The organism is Sphingopyxis sp. GW821-FHT12C06, assembly GCF_058807415.1.
The window spans coordinates 247404-268582 of sequence record NZ_JBXAQR010000007.1 but is presented as its reverse complement, the minus strand read 5'-3'; the positions used below and the strand labels follow the sequence as shown (position 1 = coordinate 268582).

General features: G+C 65.1%; 25 protein-coding genes. 13 read left to right on the top strand and 12 right to left on the bottom strand.

What is annotated here, in order from left to right; translation table 11 throughout:
- Window positions 1–15: 15 nt before the first annotated feature.
- From AC1RRJ_RS20560 to AC1RRJ_RS20545, 4 genes are read right to left on the bottom strand one after another with little or no spacing between them, the layout of a single operon-like run.
- Window positions 16–384: a hypothetical protein gene (locus AC1RRJ_RS20560; RefSeq protein WP_493126185.1), complete on the bottom strand. Its 369-nt coding sequence runs from the start codon at window positions 382–384 to the stop codon at window positions 16–18.
- A 40-nt stretch (window positions 385–424) separates the two neighbouring features.
- Window positions 425–1822: a class II fumarate hydratase gene (fumC, locus tag AC1RRJ_RS20555; RefSeq protein WP_493126183.1), complete on the bottom strand. Its 1398-nt coding sequence runs from the start codon at window positions 1820–1822 to the stop codon at window positions 425–427.
- Complete coding sequence (locus AC1RRJ_RS20550; protein WP_493126181.1) at window positions 1819–2130, bottom strand: hypothetical protein; 312 nt, start codon at window positions 2128–2130, stop codon at window positions 1819–1821. Before AC1RRJ_RS20550 ends, fumC begins: the two co-directional genes overlap by 4 nt.
- 4 nt (window positions 2131–2134) lie before the next feature.
- A complete protein-coding gene (locus AC1RRJ_RS20545; RefSeq protein ID WP_493126179.1) occupies window positions 2135–2617 on the bottom strand; it encodes an SspB family protein in 483 nt (160 codons plus the stop codon).
- An 87-nt stretch (window positions 2618–2704) separates the two neighbouring features.
- On the opposite strand from AC1RRJ_RS20545, the gene hisB reads away from it, so the two are divergent.
- The 5 genes from hisB to AC1RRJ_RS20520 all read left to right on the top strand — a co-directional run bounded on the left by hisB (window position 2705) and on the right by AC1RRJ_RS20520 (window position 6555).
- Window positions 2705–3292 (top strand): imidazoleglycerol-phosphate dehydratase HisB, encoded by a 588-nt coding sequence (gene hisB / locus AC1RRJ_RS20540; protein WP_493126177.1) that lies wholly within the window; start codon window positions 2705–2707, stop codon window positions 3290–3292.
- A gap of 8 nt (window positions 3293–3300) precedes the next feature.
- Window positions 3301–3909, top strand: a complete 609-nt coding sequence (gene hisH / locus AC1RRJ_RS20535) for an imidazole glycerol phosphate synthase subunit HisH (protein ID WP_493126175.1) — start codon at window positions 3301–3303, stop codon at window positions 3907–3909.
- Entirely contained in the window at window positions 3897–4643 is a 747-nt protein-coding gene (hisA, locus tag AC1RRJ_RS20530) for a 1-(5-phosphoribosyl)-5-[(5-phosphoribosylamino)methylideneamino]imidazole-4-carboxamide isomerase (RefSeq protein WP_493126173.1), read from the top strand. The genes hisH and hisA overlap by 13 nt, the downstream gene beginning before the upstream one ends.
- Window positions 4640–5404, top strand: coding sequence for an imidazole glycerol phosphate synthase subunit HisF (gene hisF / locus AC1RRJ_RS20525; RefSeq protein WP_493126171.1), 765 nt, complete (start codon window positions 4640–4642; stop codon window positions 5402–5404). Before hisA ends, hisF begins: the two co-directional genes overlap by 4 nt.
- A 62-nt stretch (window positions 5405–5466) precedes the next feature.
- On the top strand, window positions 5467–6555 hold the full coding sequence (locus AC1RRJ_RS20520) for a calcium:cation antiporter (protein ID WP_493126169.1): 1089 nt from the start codon (window positions 5467–5469) through the stop codon (window positions 6553–6555).
- 73 nt (window positions 6556–6628) lie between these two features.
- Here AC1RRJ_RS20520 and AC1RRJ_RS20515 read toward each other — a convergent pair whose 3' ends face one another.
- On the bottom strand, window positions 6629–7765 hold the full coding sequence (locus tag AC1RRJ_RS20515; protein WP_493126167.1) for a beta-ketoacyl-ACP synthase III: 1137 nt from the start codon (window positions 7763–7765) through the stop codon (window positions 6629–6631).
- A gap of 189 nt (window positions 7766–7954) precedes the next feature.
- Between AC1RRJ_RS20515 and AC1RRJ_RS20510 the strand changes: the two genes are divergently transcribed.
- Window positions 7955–8506, top strand: a complete 552-nt coding sequence (locus AC1RRJ_RS20510; protein ID WP_493126165.1) for a hypothetical protein — start codon at window positions 7955–7957, stop codon at window positions 8504–8506.
- A 49-nt stretch (window positions 8507–8555) separates the two neighbouring features.
- On the opposite strand, the gene AC1RRJ_RS20505 is transcribed toward AC1RRJ_RS20510, so the two are convergent.
- Both AC1RRJ_RS20505 and AC1RRJ_RS20500 read right to left on the bottom strand, forming a co-directional pair.
- Window positions 8556–9326, bottom strand: a complete 771-nt coding sequence (locus AC1RRJ_RS20505) for a sulfite exporter TauE/SafE family protein (RefSeq protein ID WP_493126163.1) — start codon at window positions 9324–9326, stop codon at window positions 8556–8558.
- A 113-nt stretch (window positions 9327–9439) separates the two neighbouring features.
- Complete coding sequence (locus tag AC1RRJ_RS20500) at window positions 9440–10369, bottom strand: LysR family transcriptional regulator (protein WP_493126161.1); 930 nt, start codon at window positions 10367–10369, stop codon at window positions 9440–9442.
- Between the two features lie 83 nt (window positions 10370–10452).
- On the opposite strand from AC1RRJ_RS20500, the gene AC1RRJ_RS20495 reads away from it, so the two are divergent.
- Entirely contained in the window at window positions 10453–10788 is a 336-nt protein-coding gene (locus AC1RRJ_RS20495) for a hypothetical protein (RefSeq protein ID WP_493126160.1), read from the top strand.
- Window positions 10789–10911: 123 nt separating this feature from the next.
- Here the strand turns inward: AC1RRJ_RS20495 and trmB are convergent, their stop codons facing one another.
- From trmB to AC1RRJ_RS20470, 5 genes are all read right to left on the bottom strand, one after another.
- The gene (gene trmB / locus AC1RRJ_RS20490) at window positions 10912–11628 is read right to left on the bottom strand and encodes a tRNA (guanine(46)-N(7))-methyltransferase TrmB (RefSeq protein ID WP_493126159.1); all 717 of its coding nucleotides are present in this window, start codon (window positions 11626–11628) and stop codon (window positions 10912–10914) included.
- Between the two features lie 72 nt (window positions 11629–11700).
- Window positions 11701–12921 (bottom strand): methionine adenosyltransferase, encoded by a 1221-nt coding sequence (metK, locus tag AC1RRJ_RS20485; RefSeq protein ID WP_493126158.1) that lies wholly within the window; start codon window positions 12919–12921, stop codon window positions 11701–11703.
- 51 nt (window positions 12922–12972) lie between these two features.
- Window positions 12973–14616: an apolipoprotein N-acyltransferase gene (lnt, locus tag AC1RRJ_RS20480; RefSeq protein ID WP_493126157.1), complete on the bottom strand. Its 1644-nt coding sequence runs from the start codon at window positions 14614–14616 to the stop codon at window positions 12973–12975.
- 33 nt (window positions 14617–14649) lie between these two features.
- A complete protein-coding gene (locus tag AC1RRJ_RS20475) occupies window positions 14650–15054 on the bottom strand; it encodes a DUF2141 domain-containing protein (protein WP_493126156.1) in 405 nt (134 codons plus the stop codon).
- Window positions 15005–15751, bottom strand: coding sequence for a sterol desaturase family protein (locus tag AC1RRJ_RS20470; RefSeq protein WP_493126154.1), 747 nt, complete (start codon window positions 15749–15751; stop codon window positions 15005–15007). The genes AC1RRJ_RS20475 and AC1RRJ_RS20470 overlap by 50 nt, the downstream gene beginning before the upstream one ends.
- Window positions 15752–15797: 46 nt before the next feature.
- Here AC1RRJ_RS20470 and crtY point away from each other — a divergent pair, with 46 nt between their 5' ends.
- The 6 genes from crtY (at window position 15798) to AC1RRJ_RS20440 (ending at window position 21171) form a co-directional block, all read left to right on the top strand.
- Window positions 15798–16955, top strand: coding sequence for a lycopene beta-cyclase CrtY (crtY, locus tag AC1RRJ_RS20465; RefSeq protein ID WP_493126152.1), 1158 nt, complete (start codon window positions 15798–15800; stop codon window positions 16953–16955).
- Window positions 16952–18436, top strand: a complete 1485-nt coding sequence (locus tag AC1RRJ_RS20460) for a phytoene desaturase (RefSeq protein WP_493126150.1) — start codon at window positions 16952–16954, stop codon at window positions 18434–18436. Before crtY ends, AC1RRJ_RS20460 begins: the two co-directional genes overlap by 4 nt.
- A 101-nt stretch (window positions 18437–18537) precedes the next feature.
- The gene (locus tag AC1RRJ_RS20455; RefSeq protein WP_493126148.1) at window positions 18538–19119 is read left to right on the top strand and encodes an LOG family protein; all 582 of its coding nucleotides are present in this window, start codon (window positions 18538–18540) and stop codon (window positions 19117–19119) included.
- Window positions 19119–20078, top strand: coding sequence for a phytoene/squalene synthase family protein (locus AC1RRJ_RS20450; protein WP_493126146.1), 960 nt, complete (start codon window positions 19119–19121; stop codon window positions 20076–20078). Before AC1RRJ_RS20455 ends, AC1RRJ_RS20450 begins: the two co-directional genes overlap by 1 nt.
- Window positions 20075–20659, top strand: coding sequence for a nicotinamide riboside transporter PnuC (gene pnuC, locus AC1RRJ_RS20445; protein ID WP_493126144.1), 585 nt, complete (start codon window positions 20075–20077; stop codon window positions 20657–20659). Before AC1RRJ_RS20450 ends, pnuC begins: the two co-directional genes overlap by 4 nt.
- Window positions 20656–21171, top strand: coding sequence for an AAA family ATPase (locus AC1RRJ_RS20440; RefSeq protein ID WP_493126142.1), 516 nt, complete (start codon window positions 20656–20658; stop codon window positions 21169–21171). Before pnuC ends, AC1RRJ_RS20440 begins: the two co-directional genes overlap by 4 nt.
- Window positions 21172–21179: the final 8 nt, after the last annotated feature.

Below are 21179 nucleotides of genomic sequence, written 5' to 3'. Positions count from 1 at the left end.
GCTTCCGGTTTCCTGTCAATGAATGGCTGCGCTGCGCCCGTTGCCCTCGACCGGAATTGCAGGGGGCAGGGCATCGCCCATCGTCTGGCCATCGGGTGGAACATTGGCGGTTCCGGCATAGGTGTCGACTACGCCTGCATCGATCAATGCGCGGTCTGCCGTATGCGCCTCTTCCGCCGTCCGGCGCGCCTGTGCGCGTTCGGCCCATTTCTTGGTGAGATAGCCCGCCGCCACCGTCGCCGCGAGCACGGCATAGCGTTGCGGGATCAGTCGGCGTGCCGCGAACAGCGTCGCCGCGCCGATCACCGTGCCCGCGATGGGGTGATTGCCCTTTTTCTGTCCGATTGCGCCGCCGAGGACGCCGCCAACGATCCGACCGATCATGCTCATCTCTCCTTACCCCCTCATAATGTGCGAACCGGCCTCAGGGTTCCGGCCCCAGCATCGTGCGCGGATCAACCAGCCGGTCGAAGGTCGCGCTATCGACATAGCCGAGGTCGAGCGCGGCCTCCTTCAGCGTGCTGCCCGACTCATGCGCATGTTTCGCGATCTTCGCCGCCTTGTCATAGCCGATTTCGGGGGCGAGCGCGGTGACGAGCATCAGCGAGCGCTTCATCAGTTCGTCGATGCGGGTGCGATTGGGCTCGAGGCCGAGCACGCAATGTTCGGTGAAGCCCGCCATGCCGATGGCGAGCAATTCGATCGAACGCAGGACATTGGCGCCGATCAGCGGCTTGAACACATTGAGTTCGAGATGGCCTTGCAGCCCGCCGACGGTCACCGCCTGATGATTGCCGATCACCTGGCCTGCGACCATCGTCAGCATCTCGCACTGGGTCGGGTTGACCTTGCCGGGCATGATCGAGCTGCCGGGCTCGTTCGCGGGCAGGTCGAGCTCGCCGAGCCCGGCGCGCGGGCCCGAACCCAAAAGGCGGATATCATTGGCGATCTTGGTCAGCGCGGCGGCGAGGGTGTTGAGCGCGCCCGAGAAGAAGACGAGCCCGTCGTTCGACCCCAGCGCCTCGAACTTGTTCGCCGCGGGTTCAAAGACGATGCCGGTGCTGCGGCTGAGCTCGGCGGCCATAGCGACATCGAAGCCCGCGGGGGCGTTGAGCCCGGTGCCGACCGCGGTGCCGCCCTGCGCGAGCTTGCAAATATCGTGGGCGAGTGCGGCCTCGATCCGCGCGCGGCAGGCGGTGAGCTGCGCGACATAGCCCGAAAATTCCTGCCCCAGCGTCAGCGGGGTCGCGTCCTGCAAATGGGTGCGGCCGATTTTGACGATGTCGCTCCACGCTTCGGCCTTGGCGGCGAGCGCGTCGGTCAGCGTCGCGAGCGCGGGGAGCAGGCGTGCCGTCGTCTCGACGGCAACCGCGACGTGGAGGGCGGTCGGGAAGCTGTCGTTCGACGATTGCGCCATGTTGACATGATCATTGGGATGGACAGGCGACTTGCCGCCGCGCGTCCCGGCCAGCGCTTCGTTGGCGATGCCGGCGATCACCTCATTGGCGTTCATATTCGATTGGGTGCCGCTACCCGTCTGCCAGATCGCGAGCGGGAACTGATCGTCATATTGCCCGGCGACGACGGCGTCAGCCGCAGCGGCGATCGCATCGGCGAGGTCGGCGTCGAGGCCATGGGTGCGGTTGACGCGTGCGGCGGCGCCCTTGATCCGCGCGAGTGCGTGGACGATCGGCAGCGGCATGCGCTCGTGCGCGGGGAAAGCGAAATTGTGGCGGCTGCGTTCGGTCTGGGCGCCCCAATAAGCGTCCGCGGGTACCGCGATCTCGCCGATGCTGTCGCTTTCGATCCGCGTTTCGTTCATCCCGCCAATATCCTTGTCACCAACACCGAGCCTGCCCAGATCATCGCGACCAGTCCCAGCATCTGCCAATAGCCCGTGTCGCCGACGCGGCGTCTGAACCAGGCCGCAGCCAGCCAGACGAGAAGGAGCGCGGGGGTCAGGATCAGCAGGCTGAAACGCAGCAGGCCGTCGGCAATCTGGCTGCGCGTGCCGCCGCTTTCGAACTGGGCATAGCCCGTGACGCCCCACCAGAAGGCAGCGGTCAGCACCAGCATCCCGGCGAGAGCCCAATATTGCCAGAAGCGCGTCGGGGGCCAGGGATTGGCCATGCCGTTAGCGCTTCTTGCCGAAATCCACGGTCACGACGTTCGATCCATCCTCGGTCGTGACGTCGGGGCGGTCGTTGTCGGCCTCGTCATGCGGTTCGGGCTGGACGGCATCATCGTCGCTGACCTGGAACTGCAGCCCGAAATCGACCGACGGATCGACGAAGGCGGTGATCGCAGCATAGGGAATGGTCAGGATCGACGGCGTCTGGTTGAACGACAGGCCGACGCTGAAATAATCGTCATCGACATGGAGATCCCAGAAGCGATTCTGGAGGACGATCGTCATTTCGTCGGGGAATTTGGCGATCAGATGCGCCGGAATATTGACCCCGGTGGCCTGCGTCTTGAAGGTGATATAGAAATGATGTTCGCCGGGAAGGCTGTCATATCCCACGATTTGCCGCAGCACGCGGCCGACCACGGCGCGCAGGGCATCCTGCACGATTTCGTCATAGGGAATCAGGCTATCGCGGACGTCGTTATTCATGGCGGAGGGGGATGAACGGACCGCGTCGACGGGTCAAGAGGGGAGAGTCACCTTGCGCGGTAAAAAGTGGGTGCTATGGGAGCGCTCATGCGAACCGCCACAGTCCAGCGAACGACCAAGGAAACCGACATTGCCATCACCGTCAATCTGGACGGAACGGGCGAATATGCGGTGTCCACCGGTATCGGTTTCCTCGATCATATGGTCGAACAATTGTCGCGGCACTCGCTGATCGACATCAGCATGGCGGTGAAGGGCGATTTGCACATCGACCAGCATCACACGGTCGAGGATAGCGCGCTGGCGCTCGGCGAAGCGGTCGCCCAGGCGCTCGGCGACAAGCGCGGCATCGCGCGGTACGGCGAGGCGCATGCGCCGATGGACGAAACGCTGACGCGCTGCGCGCTCGACATTTCGGGGCGGCCCTACTGCGTCTATAAATCGGGCTTCAGCCAGCCGCGGCTCGGCGAGATGGATACCGAGATGTTCCCGCACTGGTTCGCGAGCTTTGCGCAGACCGCCGGAATCACGCTGCACCTCGAGACGCTGTACGGCGACAACAATCACCATATCGCCGAATCGAGTTACAAGGCGCTCGCGCGTGCGCTGCGTCAGGCGGTCGCGATCGACCCGCGCAAGGGCGACGCGATTCCTTCGACCAAGGGTGTGCTTTAGGCCCCGTCATGAGCGCCATCGCCCTGATTGATTATGGCGCGGGCAATCTTCGCTCGGTGCATAATGCCCTCGTCGCGGCGGGCGCGAGCAATGTCGCCGTCACTGCCGACCCCGATGTCGTCGCACGCGCTGACCGGATCGTCCTGCCCGGCGTCGGGGCTTTCGCTTCGTGCATGAGCGGGCTCAGCGCGATTCCAGGGCTGGTCGAGGCGATGGAGCTCCGGGTGCGCGGGGAAGGCGCGCCTTTCCTTGGTATTTGTGTCGGCATGCAATTGCTCGCCGATGCGGGCGAAGAACATGGTCGCCACGCCGGGCTCGGCTGGATCAGGGGTACGGTACGTGCCTTTGCGCCCCAGCCCGGGCTGCGCATCCCGCACATGGGCTGGAACGACGTCGAGCCGAGCTTTGTGCATCCGGTGATCGCGCGCGGCGAGGCCTATTTTCTTCACAGCTTTCATTTCGCCGATGCCACCGACGTCGCGGCCACGAGCAGCCATGGCGGAACCTTCACCGCCGCGGTCGCGAAGGACAATATCGTCGGCGTCCAGTATCACCCCGAAAAAAGCCAGGCCTATGGTCTCGCGACGCTTGAAAGGTTTCTCAATTGGCGCCCGTAGTTTCCGGCCTGACCATCTTCCCCGCGATTGACCTCAAAGGCGGGCAGGTTGTGCGGCTGGCTGAGGGCGATATGGATCGCGCCACGGTCTATGGCGACGATCCGGCGGCGCAGGCGCGGCTGTTCGCGGCCGCGGGCGCCACGCATCTGCACGTCGTCGATCTCGATGGCGCCTTTGCCGGTGCCAGCGTCAATGGCGCGGCGGTCGAGAGCATCATCGCGGCCTTTCCTGGCAAGGTGCAGGTCGGCGGCGGCATCCGCGACCGCGCCGGGGTCGACCGCTGGCTCGCGCTCGGCGTCGACCGCGTGATCATTGGCACCGCGGCGCTCAAAGACCCCGAATTCGTCAAATCCGCGGCGCGTGACCTGCCCGGACGGATCGTCGTCGGGGTCGATGCGCGCGACGGCATGGTCGCGACCGAGGGCTGGGCCGATGTGTCCGACGTGCGCGTCGAGGATCTCGCGCGGCGTTTCGAGGATGCGGGGGTTTCGGCGCTGCTGTTTACCGACGTCGGCCGCGACGGGTTGCTGAAAGGCTGTAACGTCGAGGCGACGGTCGCGCTGGCGCGGTCGGTCGCGATTCCGGTGATCGCGAGTGGCGGGGTCGCCGACATTCACGATATTCATGCCCTGCGGCCGCATGTCGGCGACGGGATCGAAGGCGTGATCACCGGCCGCGCGCTCTACGACGGCCGGCTCGATCTGGCCGAAGCGATTGCGGCGGGACGGGGATGACCGTCCGCGTTCGCGTCATTCCCTGCCTCGACGTCGCCGATGGGCGCGTGGTGAAGGGCGTGAATTTCGTCGATCTGCGCGATGCCGGCGATCCGGTCGAAGCGGCGCGCGCCTATGATGCGGCGGGCGCCGACGAACTTTGCTTTCTCGATATCAGCGCGAGCCATCAGGGGCGTGGGACCTTGCTCGACATGGTCGGGCGCACCGCCGAGGTGTGTTTCATGCCGCTGACCGTCGGTGGCGGCGTGCGCAGCGCCGAGGATGCGCGCGCACTGCTGCTCGCCGGGGCCGACAAGGTTGCGGTCAACAGCGCCGCGGTGGCGCGACCCGAACTCGTCGCCGACATCGCCGACCGGTTCGGCAGCCAGTGCGCCGTTGGCAGCATCGACGCGCGCCGGGTCGAAGAGGGCCGGTGGGAAATATTCACCCATGGCGGGCGCAAGGCGACCGGGATCGACGCTGTGGAACATGCCGTGCGGCTCGCCGAACTGGGCGCGGGCGAATTGCTCGTCACTAGCATGGACCGCGACGGAACGCGTGATGGTTATGACCTCTCGCTCGTCCGCGCGATCGCCGATGCGGTGACGGTGCCGGTGATTGCCAGCGGCGGGGTTGGTAATCTCGACCATCTGGTCGCCGGGGTGATCGAGGGTGGCGCGAGCGCGGTGCTCGCCGCCAGCATCTTCCATTTCGGCGAAGCGACGATCACCGAGGCGCACGCCCGGCTCGCCGCAGCAGGATTGCCTGTCCGTAAACATTGAGCCCGCGCACATTTGTTGCGCTATGGGGTAGTCATGCGGTTTTGCGGCTGCAATAAAAGCCCATGACAAAAAAGCTCCGCCTGACCGACCGCGCCAACGACATTTTCCCGATCCTGGGTTTTCTTACCGCGATGGCGAGCCTCGCGCTGCCGCTCAACGCCTTCCTCGTCGGTTTCATACTCGCCGGCGCCATCATTGCGGCGGTTCACCATGCCGAGGTGATCGCACACCGCGTTGGCGAACCCTTTGGCACGCTGATTCTCGCGCTCGCGGTGACGGTGATCGAGGTCGGGTTGATCCTGACCCTGATGCAGGCCGAGCCCTCCAAGGCCCAGACCCTCGCGCGCGACACGGTGTTCGCGGCGGTGATGGTGATTTTGAACCTGCTGATGGGGCTCTGCCTGCTCAGCGGGGCGATCCGCCATCATGAACAGCGCTTTCAGCGCACCGGAATCGGCGCTGCGCTCGCGACGCTGACCGTACTCACTGTCGTGACCCTGGTCCTTCCGAATTTCACGTCGAGTGTGCCTGGGCCCTTTTATTCGGCGACGCAGCTGGGTTTCGTCGCGGTGGTCTCGCTGATCCTCTATGCGACCTTTGCGCTGGTGCAGACGGTGCGGCACCGCGATTATTTCCTTCCCGACGGCGATGCCGACGGCGACGGCGAGCCCGACGCACACGCCGCGCCGCCCAGCGTCCAACGCACCATGATGTCAAGCGCGTTGCTGCTCGCCAGCCTGATCGCGGTTGTCCTGCTCGCCAAAAATCTGTCGCCGGTCATGGGGGCGCTGCTCGCCGACTGGGGCGCGCCGCCTGCGGTGCTGGGTGTGTTGATCGCCGCGCTGATCCTCGCGCCCGAAGGGCTTGCCGCAGTGCGCGCGGCCAAGGCCGACCGTTTGCAGACCAGCCTCAATCTCGCATTGGGATCGGCGCTGGCGACGATCGGGTTGACGATTCCGGCGGTTGCGATCCTGTCGATCATGACCGACATGCCGATCAGCCTCGGTCTCGATGCCAAGTCGACTGTGCTGTTGTTCCTGTCGCTGATCGTGTCGGTGCAGACGCTGGCGAACGGGCGGACGACGGTGCTGCAGGGGGTGATCCACCTGATGCTGTTTGCGATTTACCTGTTCACGACTTTTGTGCCGTAGACGCGGCACCGCCCTCACTGTTCCCCGGCTTTCGCCGGGGAACAGTGAGGGCTGCAACGGGCTTTCGCGAAGCTCAGGTCTTTCGGACGAACACTGTGCCTGCGCTATAGCCCGCGCCGAACGAGCAGATCAGCCCGGTGTCGCCCGCCGTCATATCGTCATGGTGGAGGTGAAAGGCGATAATCGACCCTGCGCTCGACGTATTGCCATAGGTGTCGAGCACCGTCGGGCTTTCGGTGTCGCTCGCCTCATGCCCCAGCACCTTGTGTGCAATCAGCCGGTTCATATTGGTGTTTGCCTGGTGCAGCCACAGGCGCCGCATGTCGCCGCCTTCGAGCCCGAGTTTTTCCATCTGCTCGACGATCATGTTCGCGACCATCGGCACGACTTCCTTGAATACCTTGCGTCCTTCCTGGACGAAAAGCTTGTCGCTCTTGGGGCCCGACTGGTCGAAGTCACCGTGCGCGCGGTTGAGGAAGCCGAAATTGTTGCGGATATTGTTCGAGAAGACGGTTTTCAGTTTTGTGCCCAGGATATCCCAATGGCCCGCAGGGGCGATGGCCTTGTCCTCGACCAGAATTGCGGTTGCGACATCGCCAAAGATGAAATGGCTGTCGCGGTCGCGCCAGTTGAGGTGGCCCGAACAAATCTCCGGGTTCACGACGAGTACGCTCTTTGCATGGCCGGCGCGAATATAGTCGGCGGCGGTCTGGATGCCGAAAGTCGCTGACGAGCAGGCGACATTCATGTCGAAGCCGAAACCGTCAATGCCGAGTGCGTCCTGAATTTCGACCGCCATTGCGGGGTAGGCGCGTTGCATGTTCGATGCGGCGCACAGCACGGCATCGACATCCGATGTGTCGCGTCCGGCGCGCGCGAGCGCGTCCCTGGCCGCGGCGACGCCGATTTCGGCGAGGATCGACAATTCGTCATTGCTGCGCTCGGAAAGGCGCGGCGCCATATGCGCTGGGTCGAGAACGCCGGCCTTGTCGACGACGAAGCGCGAGGCGATGCCGCTCGCCTTTTCGATGAATTCGACGCTCGATTCGGTGAGTTCGGGGACGTCGCCCGCCGCGATTGCGTCGGCGTTTTCTGCATTATGCAGCGCGACATAGGCATTGAAGCTGGCGACAAGTTCCTGATTGGAAATGCGTTCGGCGGGGGTGAACAGGCCGGTGGCCGAGATGACCGGCTGCGGTGCGTGCGACATGATGAACCTATATGTGTCGTTGGTCGGACAGGCTGATTAGGCCCGCGAGCGGCGCCGCGCAACGCCCGGGCGACTTGCTGAATATTTCCCGTCGCCATGGTTAACTTGACGCTAACCTCTTTGCTGGCAAACTGGTGGATGCAGGCCTCCGGGGGGATGGCTCCTCGGGCGCCGTGCGGGAGCACGACCATGGCGACGCGTTCGGGACCGGCAGCAGGCGATCTGTCGATTACGGAAATCAAGGAATTCGCGGGCTTTCCAGCGGCGACCCAGCGTTATATCCGCCGCTCGCTCGACATCGGGCTGGAGCGCGACGATGCGATTTCGCGCTGGTCGCGCGACATGGTCGAAGAAACCGCGATCCGCGTACAGGCGCGCGTCTATCAGCGATTGATCGACATTCGCGCGCATGTCCCCGACGACAGCGGGCTCGACTCGCTCGAACATTTCATGGCCCCGCTGATTGCTGTGTCGGCTTTTGACCTGGGGCAGGACCGCCTGCCGGACTTCGCATCCTATCGCTTTCTGTATGAGCGTCTGCTCGGCGGGCACGCGCGGCCGTGGCTGCCGGGGGCGTTCTGCGCCGCAGCGTCGTTGCCGCACCTGCACCCCGACAAGCGCAAGATACTGCTCCAGTCGATCAGCGAAGCCGCCGCGACCGCACCCGGCTGGTCATCGCGCGAGCCGGAATTCTTTCCCGAGTGGGTCGACAAGATCGACGAGACAAGGTCCGCGAACTAGGCGAAGCGGCCATTGGGGCTGGCGCCGGTTGCGGCGCCAGCCGCGAAACCTAGCCTGCCAGGAATTTCCACAGGCCAAAGCTGCTCGTCGCGGTCAGCACCACGCCGACCAGCACCAGCAGCAGCTTGGGCGAGAAGCGCTTCGCCATGAAGGCGCCGAGCGGCGCTGCGGCGACGCCGCCGATGAGCAGGCCCAGGGTCGCGCCGGCGATATCGGCCAGCCCGAGGTGGTAGATGAAGGTCGCCGACACCGCGAGGGTCAGGAAAAATTCGACGCTGTTGACCGTGCCGACGACCTTGCGTGGCTCGGCGCCCTGAACAAGCAGATTCGAGGTGACGACAGGGCCCCAGCCGCCGCCGCCCGCGGCATCGAGGAAGCCGCCGATCAGGCCGAGCGGCGCAATCACCTTGGGCTTGCGGAATTTCGGCGGATAGAAAAGGCCGCGGAACAGCAGCCACAGGCCGACCGCGACCAGATAGCCGAGGATGAAGGGCTTCACGACATTGCCGTCGATCGATGTCAGCAGATAGGCACCGCTGACGCCGCCGATAATGCCCGGAATGAGCAAGCGGAAGAAGAGCGGCCATTCGATATTGCGGTGGAGCAGGTGGCTGATCCCCGACACCGCAGTGGTGAACACCTCGACGACATGGATACGCGCCGATGCTGTTGCCGGCGGCACGCCCATCACCGCGACGAGCAAAGTGTTGCAGATAACGCCGAACGCCATGCCGAGCGCGCCGTCGACCAGCTGCGCGGCGAAGCCGATCAGGATGAAGGGAAGGATCGCCGAAAGATCGAACGCCGCAATTTCGTGCACAATATCATCCCAACCGTTTTAGTTGACAACAAGCTGCCGGTTTTTGTGAGGATTCGCTAGCCCAATTTTCCTGCTGGCGGTGAAGGGATTTGTTTGTGCGCCCAGTGGAATATCTATCCGTCGGTTAGATTGTCGGGAAGATAATCGCGCACATAGTCGATGAAAGCGCGCAATTTGGGCATCACCTGCTTGCGGCTGGGGTAATAGAGGAACAGGCCCGAGGTAGAAGGGGCGTGGTCGGCGAGCACCAGTTCGATCTCGCCCGACGCGACCAGCGCCTCGGCGACGGGTTCGGCGAGCATCCCCATCGCGACTCCGGCGCGCACCGCAACCATCAGCGAAGTGAAGTCGTTGACGATCACCGGGCCGGTGACCCCGACTTCAAATTCGCGATTGCCGCGTTCGAACGTCCACGGCAGCATCGCGCCGCTGGCGAGGCGCATGCGGACGCAGCGATGGCTTCGCAATTCCTCGGGGCTTTGCGGGTGGCCGTGCTTTTTAAGATAGGCGGGAGTGGCGACGACGACGAAGCGGAACGGGCCGGTCAGCCGGACGGCGATCATGTCGGCCTCCAGCGCCTCACCCATCCGCACCCCGGCGTCGAACCCGCCGGCGCTCAGGTCGGTCAGCGCGTCTTCGGCGAAGATTTCCAGCTCGATCTCGGGATAGGTATCGCAAAAGCCCGCGATGATCGGTTCGAACAGCGGCTGCACCGCGCCGCGCATCAGGTTGATACGCAGCCGCCCGGCGGGACGGTTGCCAAGGTTGCGTGCGGCCTCATAGGCGTCGGCGAGCCCGGCATAGGCCGGGGCGGCGCGTTCGAGGAACATTTCTCCCGCCTGGGTCAGCCCGACGCTGCGCGTCGTGCGCATGAACAAAGGCGAGCCGACGCGGGCTTCAAGGCCCTTGATCGTCTGGCTGATCGCCGAAGGGGAAACGCCAAGGTCGGCGGCCGCAGCGGAAAAGCTCCGCCGCTCCGCGACACGCAGGAAAGCCTCGATCCCGTCGAGCACCCCATGGGGGATTGTTAAATCCTGCTTCAAGCCACTTGCAGATTATAGAGGATTATCTAAGTGCGCAAGCGCAGCTAAAAAGGTTGCACAACGAAACGAAAGGAACCTCTCCCATGGCCTATCAGCTCTCCTCTTTCCGCCGCTTTCCCACTGCTTTTGCCATTGTTGCCGCATCGGCGCTCGCTTTCACCGGTTTGATGGCCTCTGCCTCGCCGGCCTATGCCCAGTCGGGCGCTGACTATCGCTGCGCTGGCCTTGCCGATCAGGCACGCACCGCCGCAGACAGTGCCGAAAGTGGCAAGCAGGCCAGCGCCAAGCGCTTTGTTTCGACCGGCAACAAGCTGTGCGAAGCGGGCAATGAACGCGCTGCTGCCAAGCAGTTCCGCGCCGCGCTGAAGCTCGCCGGCGCTACCGAAGCCCAAGCCGACAGCCAGGTTGCTGCCCGCTAAGCCCACGACGCATCCACGACACCCATCTCCGGTCCGTCCTCTCCCTCTCCCGACGGACACACAACTGGGGCGGCACCCGCAAAGGGGCCGCCCCGATTTGTATGCGTGCCGGAAAATCGGGCGTCAGGCTTTCCGCCGATAGCGGAAGTACCAAACCTCGTGCCCCAGCGTCCGTGCCTTGGCCTCATAGCGGGTCTCGGGCCAGCCGCCGGGGCGGACGAGGAAATCCTGCGCATCCTGCGCCAGCCATTCGAACTGGTGGCGATGGCGGCGCATCACCATCAGTGCGTGCGCGACATAGACGGGATGGTCGGTGCCGAAACGGAATTCGCCGCCGGGCTTGAGCTTCGCCGCGATCAGGTCAAGCGGGCCGTCGTTCATCATCCGCCGCTTCGCATGGCGCGCCTTGGGCCAAGGGTCGGGGTGGAGCAGATAGGCGAAGCTGAGCGTGCCGTCGGGGATACGGCGCAGTACCTCCAGCGCATCGCCATGATGGATACGGACATTGCCGAGCGGCAGCCGCTCGCCATGATCGCCAGCGACATGAACGAGCGCCTGCGCGACGCCGTTGATAAAGGGTTCGGCGCCGATGAAACCATGGTCGGGTAGCATGTCGGCGCGCCCGGTCATATGCTCGCCGCCGCCAAAGCCGATTTCGAAATGCAGCGGCCGGTCGTAACCGAAGAGCGCTTCGGCGGTGACGTCGCCTTCATAGGGCACCGCGATCTGCGGCAGCAGATTGTCGATGAGATCCTGTTGCCCTGCGCGCAGGGGTTTGCCCTTTGAGCGGCCATAGAGGCGGTTGATCGTGGACGGGTCGCCGGATTTATACGCAGTCATGCCGCGCGCATTAGCCGCGAGACCGGGCGGCGGCAACCCGCCACCCGGTACGATATGGTATCAAAACAGGCCTCAGTCGGCGAGTGCGGCCTTCAACTGGTCAACCAGGTCGGTGCGCTCCCAGGGGAAGGCGTCGCCGGTCGCGGTGCGGCCGAAATGGCCGTAAGCTGCAGTCTGTTTGTAGATAGGCTTGTTGAGGCCGAGGTGGGTACGGATGCCCTTTGGCGTCAGGCGCACGAGCTGCGGAATCACGGCCTCCAGTTTGCCTTCGTCGACATTGCCGGTGCCGTGCAGATCGACATAAATCGACAGCGGCTCGGCAACGCCGATCGCATAGCTCAGCTGAATGGTGCAGCGGCGCGCGAGGCCCGCGGCGACGATATTCTTCGCCAGATAACGCGTGATGTATGCCGCCGAACGGTCGACCTTGGTCGGGTCCTTGCCGCTGAATGCGCCGCCGCCATGCGGGCTCGCGCCGCCATAGGTATCGACGATGATCTTGCGGCCGGTGAGGCCCGCGTCGCCGTCGGGGCCGCCGATTTCGAAGCGGCCGGTCGGGTTGATATGATAAACGGTGTTGGCGGTCAGCAGCTCGGCGGGCAGAACATCGGCGATCACGCGCAGCACATAATTGCGCAGTTCCAGATATTTCGCTTCGTCGCCTTCGCCATTGTGGAAGAAGTAACCCGGCGCATGCTGGGTCGACACGACGATCGCGGTCGCCTCGACCGGGCGCTCATTGGCGTAACGCAGCGTGACCTGGCTCTTGGTGTCGGGCTCAAGGAAGGGGGCGTTCCCGGCCTTGCGGTCGGCGGCCATGCGCTCGAGGATCTTGTGGCTGTAGTCGAGCGTTGCGGGCATCAGGTCGGGGGTTTCGTCCGACGCATAGCCGAACATGATGCCCTGATCGCCGGCGCCTTCGTCCTTGTCGCCGCTTTCATCGACGCCCTGCGCGATGTGTGCCGACTGGCCGTGGAGGTTGTTTTCGAAGCGGAAGGTTTCCCAGTGGAAGCCGTCCTGTTCATAGCCGATTTCGCGAACCGTGTTGCGCACGGTGGCTTCGATTTCCTCGAGTGCACCCGGGGCCCACTGGTCGTTCTCGAACACGCCCTTGCAGCGGATTTCGCCGGCGAGGACAACGAGCTGGGTCGTGGTCAGCGTTTCGCACGCCACGCGCGCTTCGGAATCCTTGGACAGGAAAAGATCGACGATCGAGTCGCTGATCTGGTCCGACACCTTGTCGGGATGTCCTTCGGACACGCTTTCGGAGGTGAAAAGGAAGCTGTTGCGCATGGGAGACTTTCTTTGAATCGGATATAAAGAAAAGTTTATGTGGCCGCGCTGTTAGCGTCCGCGCCGCCGAAAAGCAATGGCCAGCGCGAGCAGCAGCAACGCAAATCCGACGGGCAGAATGTTGCCGAAGCGGGCGAACAGCGTCGGGGCGTGCGGCGGCGGGAGTGTGGTGTCGATGCGGCCAGCGCGGTGCATCGGAAGTGATTCCAGCACCCGGCCATCGGCGTCGATTACCGCGCTGATCCCGGTCGGGGTCGCACGCACGACGGGCAGCCCTTCCTCGATCGCGCGGAGCCGTGCCTGCGCCAGATGCTGCGGCGGCCCCCACGCGCCGAACCAGGCGTCGTTCGACGGATTGAAGATGAAATCGGGACGGTTCGCGCGGTCGACGACCTGCCCCGAAAAGATGATCTCGTAACAGATTTGCAGGCCAACCCGGCCGAAGGCGCCAAGGTCGAGCGTGCGTGACCCCGGGCCGGGCCAGAAATCAATATCGCCGGGCGCGAGCCGCGACAGGCCAAGCGCCGAGAGCAGGGGCCGCATCGGCAGATATTCGCCGTAAGGGACGAGGTGCGCCTTGTCGTAACGCGGGCCGAGCGTGCCGTCGGCGTGGACGGTCATTGCCGCGTTGCGCGCGCCGACGACCTCGCCCGTCTTGTCGAGTTCGAGCTTGAGCGCGCCGAGCAGCATCAGGTCGTCCGGGTTCATCAAATCGGTGAGCCGTCCGCGCGCCTCGGCGGGCGAGCGGTCATAATAGACCGAGGGATAGCCGGTTTCGAGATAGTCTGGGATTGCCGCCTCGGGCCACAGGATCAGGCGTGGTGTATTGTTCTTGGGCGCTGTCAGCTGCGCGAGCTTGGCGAAATTGGCGTCGGCCTTGCCGCCGACCCATTTGTCCTGCTGCCCGACATTGGGCTGGACGACGGTGATCGCGGTTCGCGCATCCGTGGGACCTTTGCTCCGGACCGCGGCGTCGACACTGTCGCCCAATTGGACCAGCGTTGCGGCACTCCACGTCGCGAATAGCGTGCCGAAAAGGGCGAGGGCAACGGCGCGCCGGTGGTTGCAAGCGAGCAGGAGGATGGCGGCGGCGAGGAAGACAAGGCCGCTGGTGCCATAGGTCCCGATCCAGCGCGATGGCGCTGCAAACCAGGGAACGGCGATCACGCTCAGGGGATTCCAGGCAAAACCGGTGAAGAGCCAGCTCCGCAGCCATTCGGCCAGCGTCCACAGCGCGGCGAAGGCGAGGATGAAGGACAGCGTCGCTCCCGAGAAAGCAGGGGCGGTCGGCGTCGCGCCTCCAGCGGCCCCTGCTTTCGCAGGGGCAACGAATTTGGTCACCGCCCATGTGCCCCACGCCGCGAGCGCCGGATAGACGGCGAGGAAGAGCGACAGCAGCACGACCGCGATCCAGCCGAGCCACGCGGGCATGGCTGCCTGATAGGTGAAGGCGGTGGCGATCCAGCTCAGCCCCGCGACGAAATGGCCGACCCCGAACGCCCAGCCGGTGCCGAAGGCGCGCCAGCCGCGCGGGGCTCGCGCGACGAGCGCCATCCATCCGGCGAGCGCCAGCAAGGTCAGCGGCCATAGGTGGAGCGGCGCAAAACCGGTCGCCGAGACAAGGCCCAGCGTCAGGGCCAACAGCTTTGGCCAGCGGTCGGCGAAAGCGGCGATGCGGGAGGATAACGCGGTCACGCGCGTTGCTTTAGCCGGGCCTTCTCCCGCTCACTAGAGCATATATTTCATCTTGATCGCCTGACGCGTGTCGCCCGTCACGGCGAAGCTCGCCGATTTGAAGCTGGGTGGGCCGACGGTGATGGTCGGGTTGCGCGAAAAGCCGAAGCCTTCCTTTGGCAGGAAGATCGCAACGTCCATCTTGTTGTTGCCATTCTCGTCATGGACGACCGCGATCGCATAGGTCCCGTTTGCTGGCGCGGTGACGGTAAAATCACCGGCGTTCGTGGCCTTCACCGCCATCCGCACCGATCCCTTGTCCTTGCTGCAATCGGGAAAGGCCTTGGGGTTGGTGGTCAGGCACACCAGCAACTGCCCCTTCATGCTGCGCAGTCCGGTGACGCTGACCTCAACCGTCGGCGGCGCTGCGCTTGCGGTCAGCAGCGGCAAAGCGACCAAGGCCCAGATCGGTGCCGCACACCTTGTCCCAGAAACGGAAATAGAGCCCATAATTCCCCCGGTAAGCGGCGTGATGCTGCTGATGGTGCGTCGCGGTTATCAGCCAGCGGCCTGCGGGTCCATGGACCAGCGCGCGCGGAAACATCTCCCACCCCATATGATTGCCGACCCCCATGATCGTCATGATGGTGAGGATAAGCCCGAGTACCGCGACATGGATCGGGATCAGGAATACGAGCGCCGGAATGACGATCGCGCCGGTCACCGCCTCGACGGGATGGAAGCTCATCGCCGCCCACGCCGTCGGCGGGCGGCTGTCGTGATGGACCGCGTGCGCGATGCGGAACAGCGCGGGGCGGTGCATCCAGCGGTGGGTCCAGTAAAACCACGCGTCGTGGATCAGCAGACAGGCAAGCAGGCTGACCGGCAGATACCAGAGCGGAAAGGCGTGAAGGTCGGTATAGATGCGCGTCCAGCCACGCGCCTGCCACCCCCAGGCGACGATACCTGCGGGGATGCCATAGATGGCGGCGCTGGCGAGGCTCCAGCCGATCTCGCGCCGCATCTGGGGTTCGAGCCCGCGATAGAGGCCCGGGTGCTTCAGCTTTGTGGCAAAGGCAAAGGCGCCGCTGCTGATCAGATAGCGCACGCCGACAATGGCGGTCATTGCGAGTGCGGAGAAAAACAGGGCGGCCATGCACGAAGCGATAGCGGTTGCGCGCTCGCGCGGCTAGGGCTGGGGCATGGCCGCGACCGACCTTCTGCCCTGCGATATCGCGATTGTCGGCGGCGGGCTGGCGGGCGGCCTCGCCGCGCTGGCGCTCGCGGCGAAACGCCCCGACCTCGATGTGCGGCTGGTCGAACCCGGCCCGATCGGCGGAAATCATATCTGGTCCTTCTTCGACAGCGACATCGCGAAGGGCGACCGCTGGCTCGTCGCGCCGCTCGTCCGCCATCATTGGGGCGCCTATGACGTCGCCTTTCCTGGGCACCGCCGCACGCTCAAAATGGGTTACAAGAGCATCACCGGTGAGGCGCTGGCGAGTGCGGTCGCGGCGGCGCTGCCCGCTGAGCGGATCATCGCCGACCGCGCGAAGCATGTCGCCCCCGATCATATATTGCTGGCGCGCGGCGGGCGACTGTCGGCGCGGCACGTCATTGACGCGCGCGGGGCGGGCAAATTTCCGACGCTCGACTGCGGCTGGCAGAAATTCGTCGGACAGGCGTTGACGGTCAAGGGTGGGCACGGCGTCGCGCATCCGGTCGTGATGGACGCGACCGTCGAGCAGCTGGACGGCTATCGTTTCGTCTATTTGCTCCCCCTCGATGCCGAGACCTTGTTCGTCGAGGACACTTATTACAGCGACGCCGCCGATCTCGACGAGGCGGCGGTCGGCGATCGGATCGCGGCCTATGCCGCGGCGCGGGGATGGGGCGTGACGGCGGTAACGCGCGAGGAGACGGGGGTGCTGCCGGTGGTGATCGCGGGCGATTTTGACCGGCTGTGGCCCGCCTCTGACCGCACTGCGCGGATCGGCGCGCGCGCGGGGGCGTTCCATGCGACCACCGGCTATTCGCTGCCCGATGCGGTGCGGACTGCGTCGGCGCTGCCCGAACTGGCAAGCCGCGCCGATCTGCCTGCGGCGTTGCGCGATCGCGCGGCGGCGGGGTGGCGGCGCCAGCGCTTCTACCGGATGCTCGGCGCGATGCTGTTCCGCGCTGCCGATCCGGCCGAGCGCTATCGCGTCTTCGCGCGCTTCTATCGCTTGGCCCCGGGATTGATCGCGCGCTTCTATGCCGGGCGCTCGACCCGCGGCGACAAGCTCCGTATCCTGTCGGGCAAGCCGCCGGTGCCGGTCGGCCGTGCGATTGCGGCGCTATCGAAATTCGACTGGAAATGACGCGCAGCGCGATCGTCATCGGCGCCGGTTTTGGCGGGCTAGCGCTCGCGATCCGCTTGCAGTCGGCGGGGGTGGCGACGACCATCGTCGAGGCACGCGACCAGCCCGGCGGGCGCGCCTATCACTGGAAACAGGGCGGCTTCACCTTTGACGCCGGGCCGACGGTGATCACCGATCCGCCCTGCCTTGAAGAGCTTTGGGCGCTGAGTGGGCAGGAGATGGCGGCCGACGTCGATCTGGTCCCGGTGATGCCCTTTTATCGGCTCCACTGGCCCGACGGGACGAACTTCGATTATTCGAACGATGAGGCCGCGCTGCGGGCGGAGATTGCGAAGCTCCATCCCGCCGATGTTGCGGGATATGACCGCTTCCTCGCATATTCGAAGGGCGTGTACGAGCAGGGCTATGTGAAGCTCGGCGCGGTGGCCTTTCTCGACTTCGCGTCGATGATCAAGGCGGCGCCCGCGCTGATGAAATATCAGGCGTGGCGCAGCGTCTATTCGGTCGTCTCTTCCTATGTGCAGGATGAGCGGTTGCGGCAGGCGCTGTCGTTCCACAGCCTGCTCGTCGGCGGCAATCCGATGACGACGAGCGCGATTTACGCGCTGATCCACACGATCGAGAAGCAGGGCGGGGTCTGGTTCGCGCGCGGCGGCACCAATGCGCTGGTTGCGGGCATGGTTCGGCTGTTCGAGCGATTGGGCGGGACGCTGCGCCTCGGCGATCCGGTGGTGAAAATCGAAACCGCGGGCGACCGCGCGACGGGGGTGGCGACGGCGAGCGGCTGGCATGGCGAAGCCGATATGGTCGCGTGTAACGGTGATCTGATGCACAGCTACACGGCGCTGCTGGCGGAACATCCACGCGGGCGGAAGGTCGCAAAGAGCCTCGCGCGCAAGCGCTGGTCGCCGTCGCTGTTCGTCGTCCATTTCGGGGTGAAGGGCGATTATCCCGGCATTGCGCACCACAGCATTCTCTTTGGCCCGCGCTACAAGGGCTTGCTCGACGACATCTACAAAAACGGCGTCGTGCCCGATGATTTCTCGCTCTATCTCCACCATCCGACTGCGACCGACCCCGGCATGGCGCCGCCGGGCCATGCTAGCTTCTATGCGCTCGCGCCGGTCGCGCATCTGGGGAAGGCGCAGGCCGATTGGGACGGCGATTTCGGCGCGCGCTTCGCCGATGCGATACTCGAAGAGGTCGAGCGGCGCGTCCTGCCCGGCCTACGCGCCAGCCTCGTCACCCGCTTCCACTACACCCCCGCTGATTTCGGTCGCGACCTGTCGGCGCATCTCGGCAGCGCGTTCAGCCTTGAGCCGGTGCTGTGGCAAAGCGCGTGGTTCCGCGCGCACAACCGCGACGATGTGATCGGCAATCTCTATTTCGTCGGCGCGGGGACGCATCCGGGCGCAGGGATTCCGGGGGTCGTCGGCAGCGCAAAGGCGACGGCGGCGTTGATGTTGGGAACGCTCGACTGATTGTTTCCATTCGCTTCAGGCGAAGTCGCGAAGCCCATTCTGTCGGGAATTGACGCGGGGTGTCTCGACTTCGCTCGATACGAACGGGTAAGGGAGGGTTTATGAAACGCCTTGCTGTCTATTGCGGGTCCGCGACCCCCTCCGATCCGATCTATATCGAAACTGCGCGCCACGTCGGCCGCACGCTAGCCGAGCGCGGGATTGGCGTCGTCTATGGCGGCGGCCGGCTCGGGCTGATGGGCGCGGTCGCAGACAGCGCCCTTGAAGTCGGTGGCGAGGTGATCGGGGTGATCCCCGAAGCGCTCGTTGGCACCGAGGTTGCGCATCGCGGCTGCACCGAGCTCCACGTCGTGTCGGGCATGCATGAACGCAAGCGTATGTTCACCGACCTGTCGGACGGTTTCCTGACCATCCCCGGCGGCGTCGGGACGATGGACGAATTGTGGGAGGCGATCAGCTGGGCGCAGCTTGGCTATCACGCCAAGCCCGTCGGGCTGCTCAACGCTGCGGGTTTCTATAACGACCTCATCGCCTTCAACCGGAAAATGATCGACGTGGGTTTCATCCGCCCCGCGCACGCAGGGATCATGGTCGTCGATGCCGGGATCGACGAATTGCTCGACAAGATGGCGGCGTATGAGCCGCACGCTCCGATCTTCGCGATGAAGGCCGACGATCTGTAATGATGGTGGAGGGGGTCTATGACGCGCACGCCCTCCATGGTTTCGCCCACGACAGCATCGCGCGCGGGTCCAAAAGTTTTGCACTCGCCAGCCAGTTGTTCGACCGCATCACGCGCGAACGCGTGTGGCTCCTCTATGCCTGGTGCCGCGCCGCCGACGATCTGACCGACGGGCAGGATCATGGCGGCGCGATGCGCGAGGGGCATGATGCGAGTGCCGCGCTGGATCGCATCCGGTCGCTGACCGACGCGGCCTTTGCGGGGCAGCCGACCGGCGAGGCTGCGTTCGATGCGCTCGGGCTGCTGCTCACCGAGGTCGATATTCCGCGCGCGGTGATCGACGATATCATCGCGGGCTTCGCGCTCGACGCGAACGATTGGCGTCCGCGCAGCGAGGCCGATCTGCTGCGTTACAGCTATCATGTCGCGGGCGCGGTCGGGGTTGCGATGGCGCTCGTCATGGGCATCGACCCTGCGGATGAAACGACGCTCGACCGCGCGTCGGACCTCGGCATTGCGTTCCAGCTCGCCAACATCGCGCGCGACGTGGCCGAGGATGCCGCCGTCGATCGCTGCTACCTGCCGGTCGAATGGATGGTCGAACTCGATATTCCGCCGGGGCAGCATATGCACCCCGCATTTCGCGGACGGCTGTCGGTAATGGCGAAATGGCTGTCCGAAATGGCCGAGGAATATGAGGCATCGGCGCGCTGGGGCGCGCGCAAGCTTCCCCCGCGCAGCCGCTGGGCGGTTCTCGCCGCGACGGGCATCTATGGCGACATCGCGCGCGAAGTGCGCGCGCGCGGCGACCATGCGTGGGATCACCGCGCGGGAACGTCGCCGATCGCCAAACTCGGCTGGGTCGCGCGTGCCGGCTGGTCGGTGCTGCGCCGTCCGCCGCAGCGGCGGATCAGCCGTGACGGGCTGTGGACGCGGCCGCGATACGGGGCCGACGCATGAGCGAACTCGAGTGGATGGCGGCCGCGCTGGTGCTGGTCAATGTCGCGCTCGTCGCGCGGCGAAGCGTCTGGAACTATCCTTTCGCGCTCGCTGCGGTCAGCCTTTATGCCATCGTCTTCTATGACGCGCGGCTCTACAGCGACATGTTGCTCCAGGGCTTTTTCTTCGCGCTCAATATCTATGGCTGGACCAATTGGCTGCGCGCGCGCGGCGATAGCGGCGTGCCGGTCGGAGTGATGACGACGCGTGACCGCTGGCTTTGGGGCGGGGCGACGGTTGCGGCGTGGCTGGCGTGGAGTTTCGGCATGCACCGCTTCACCGACGCGGCGGCGCCATGGGCCGATGGGGCGATCGCGATGGCGAGCATCGCCGCGCAAGGACTGCTCGCGCGGCGCCGTGTCGAAAGCTGGTGGCTGTGGATTTTCGTCGACCTGATCGCGGTACCGCTGTTCGCGTGGCGCGGGCTTTATGCGACGAGCGCGGTCTATGTGCTGTTGCTGGGCATTTCGATCGCCGGGCTGATCGAGTGGCGCCGCGCGGCAGCGCGGGGAGAGGCGCCGGGGGAAGGGGTGCCGGCATGACGCACCATATCTGCCTCCACGGTGCCGAAAGCACCGGAAAATCAGCACTCGCGCCGCGGATCGCCGCGCGGTTGGGCGGGCTGGTCGTTCCCGAATATGGCCGCGCTTATTGCGAAGCGCACGGCACCGATCTTGAGGCTGACGATCTGCGGGCGATTTTCCGCGGTCATTTCGCGGCGACGCAGGTGGCGTTGGCGCGGCGGCCGGCGTGGCTGATTTCCGACACAGACCCGCTGATGACGCAGGCGTGGGCGGTGATGCTGCTCGGCGAACGGCTGCCCGAGATCGAGGCGTGGGATGATGTCGCCGACCTGTATCTGGTGCCGGCGATGGACCTACCATGGGAAGAGGATGGGACGCGGCTGTTCGGTAGCGATTCGGCGCGTCGCCAGTTTATGGATGTCGCGATCGGCGAACTGGAGCGGCGCAAGCTCAAGTGGGCGTGGGTCGAGGGCGAGGGTGATGTGCGCCTTGCAAATGCGCTCGCGGCGATAGAGGCGGCGGGGCTTTAGCCCGCATT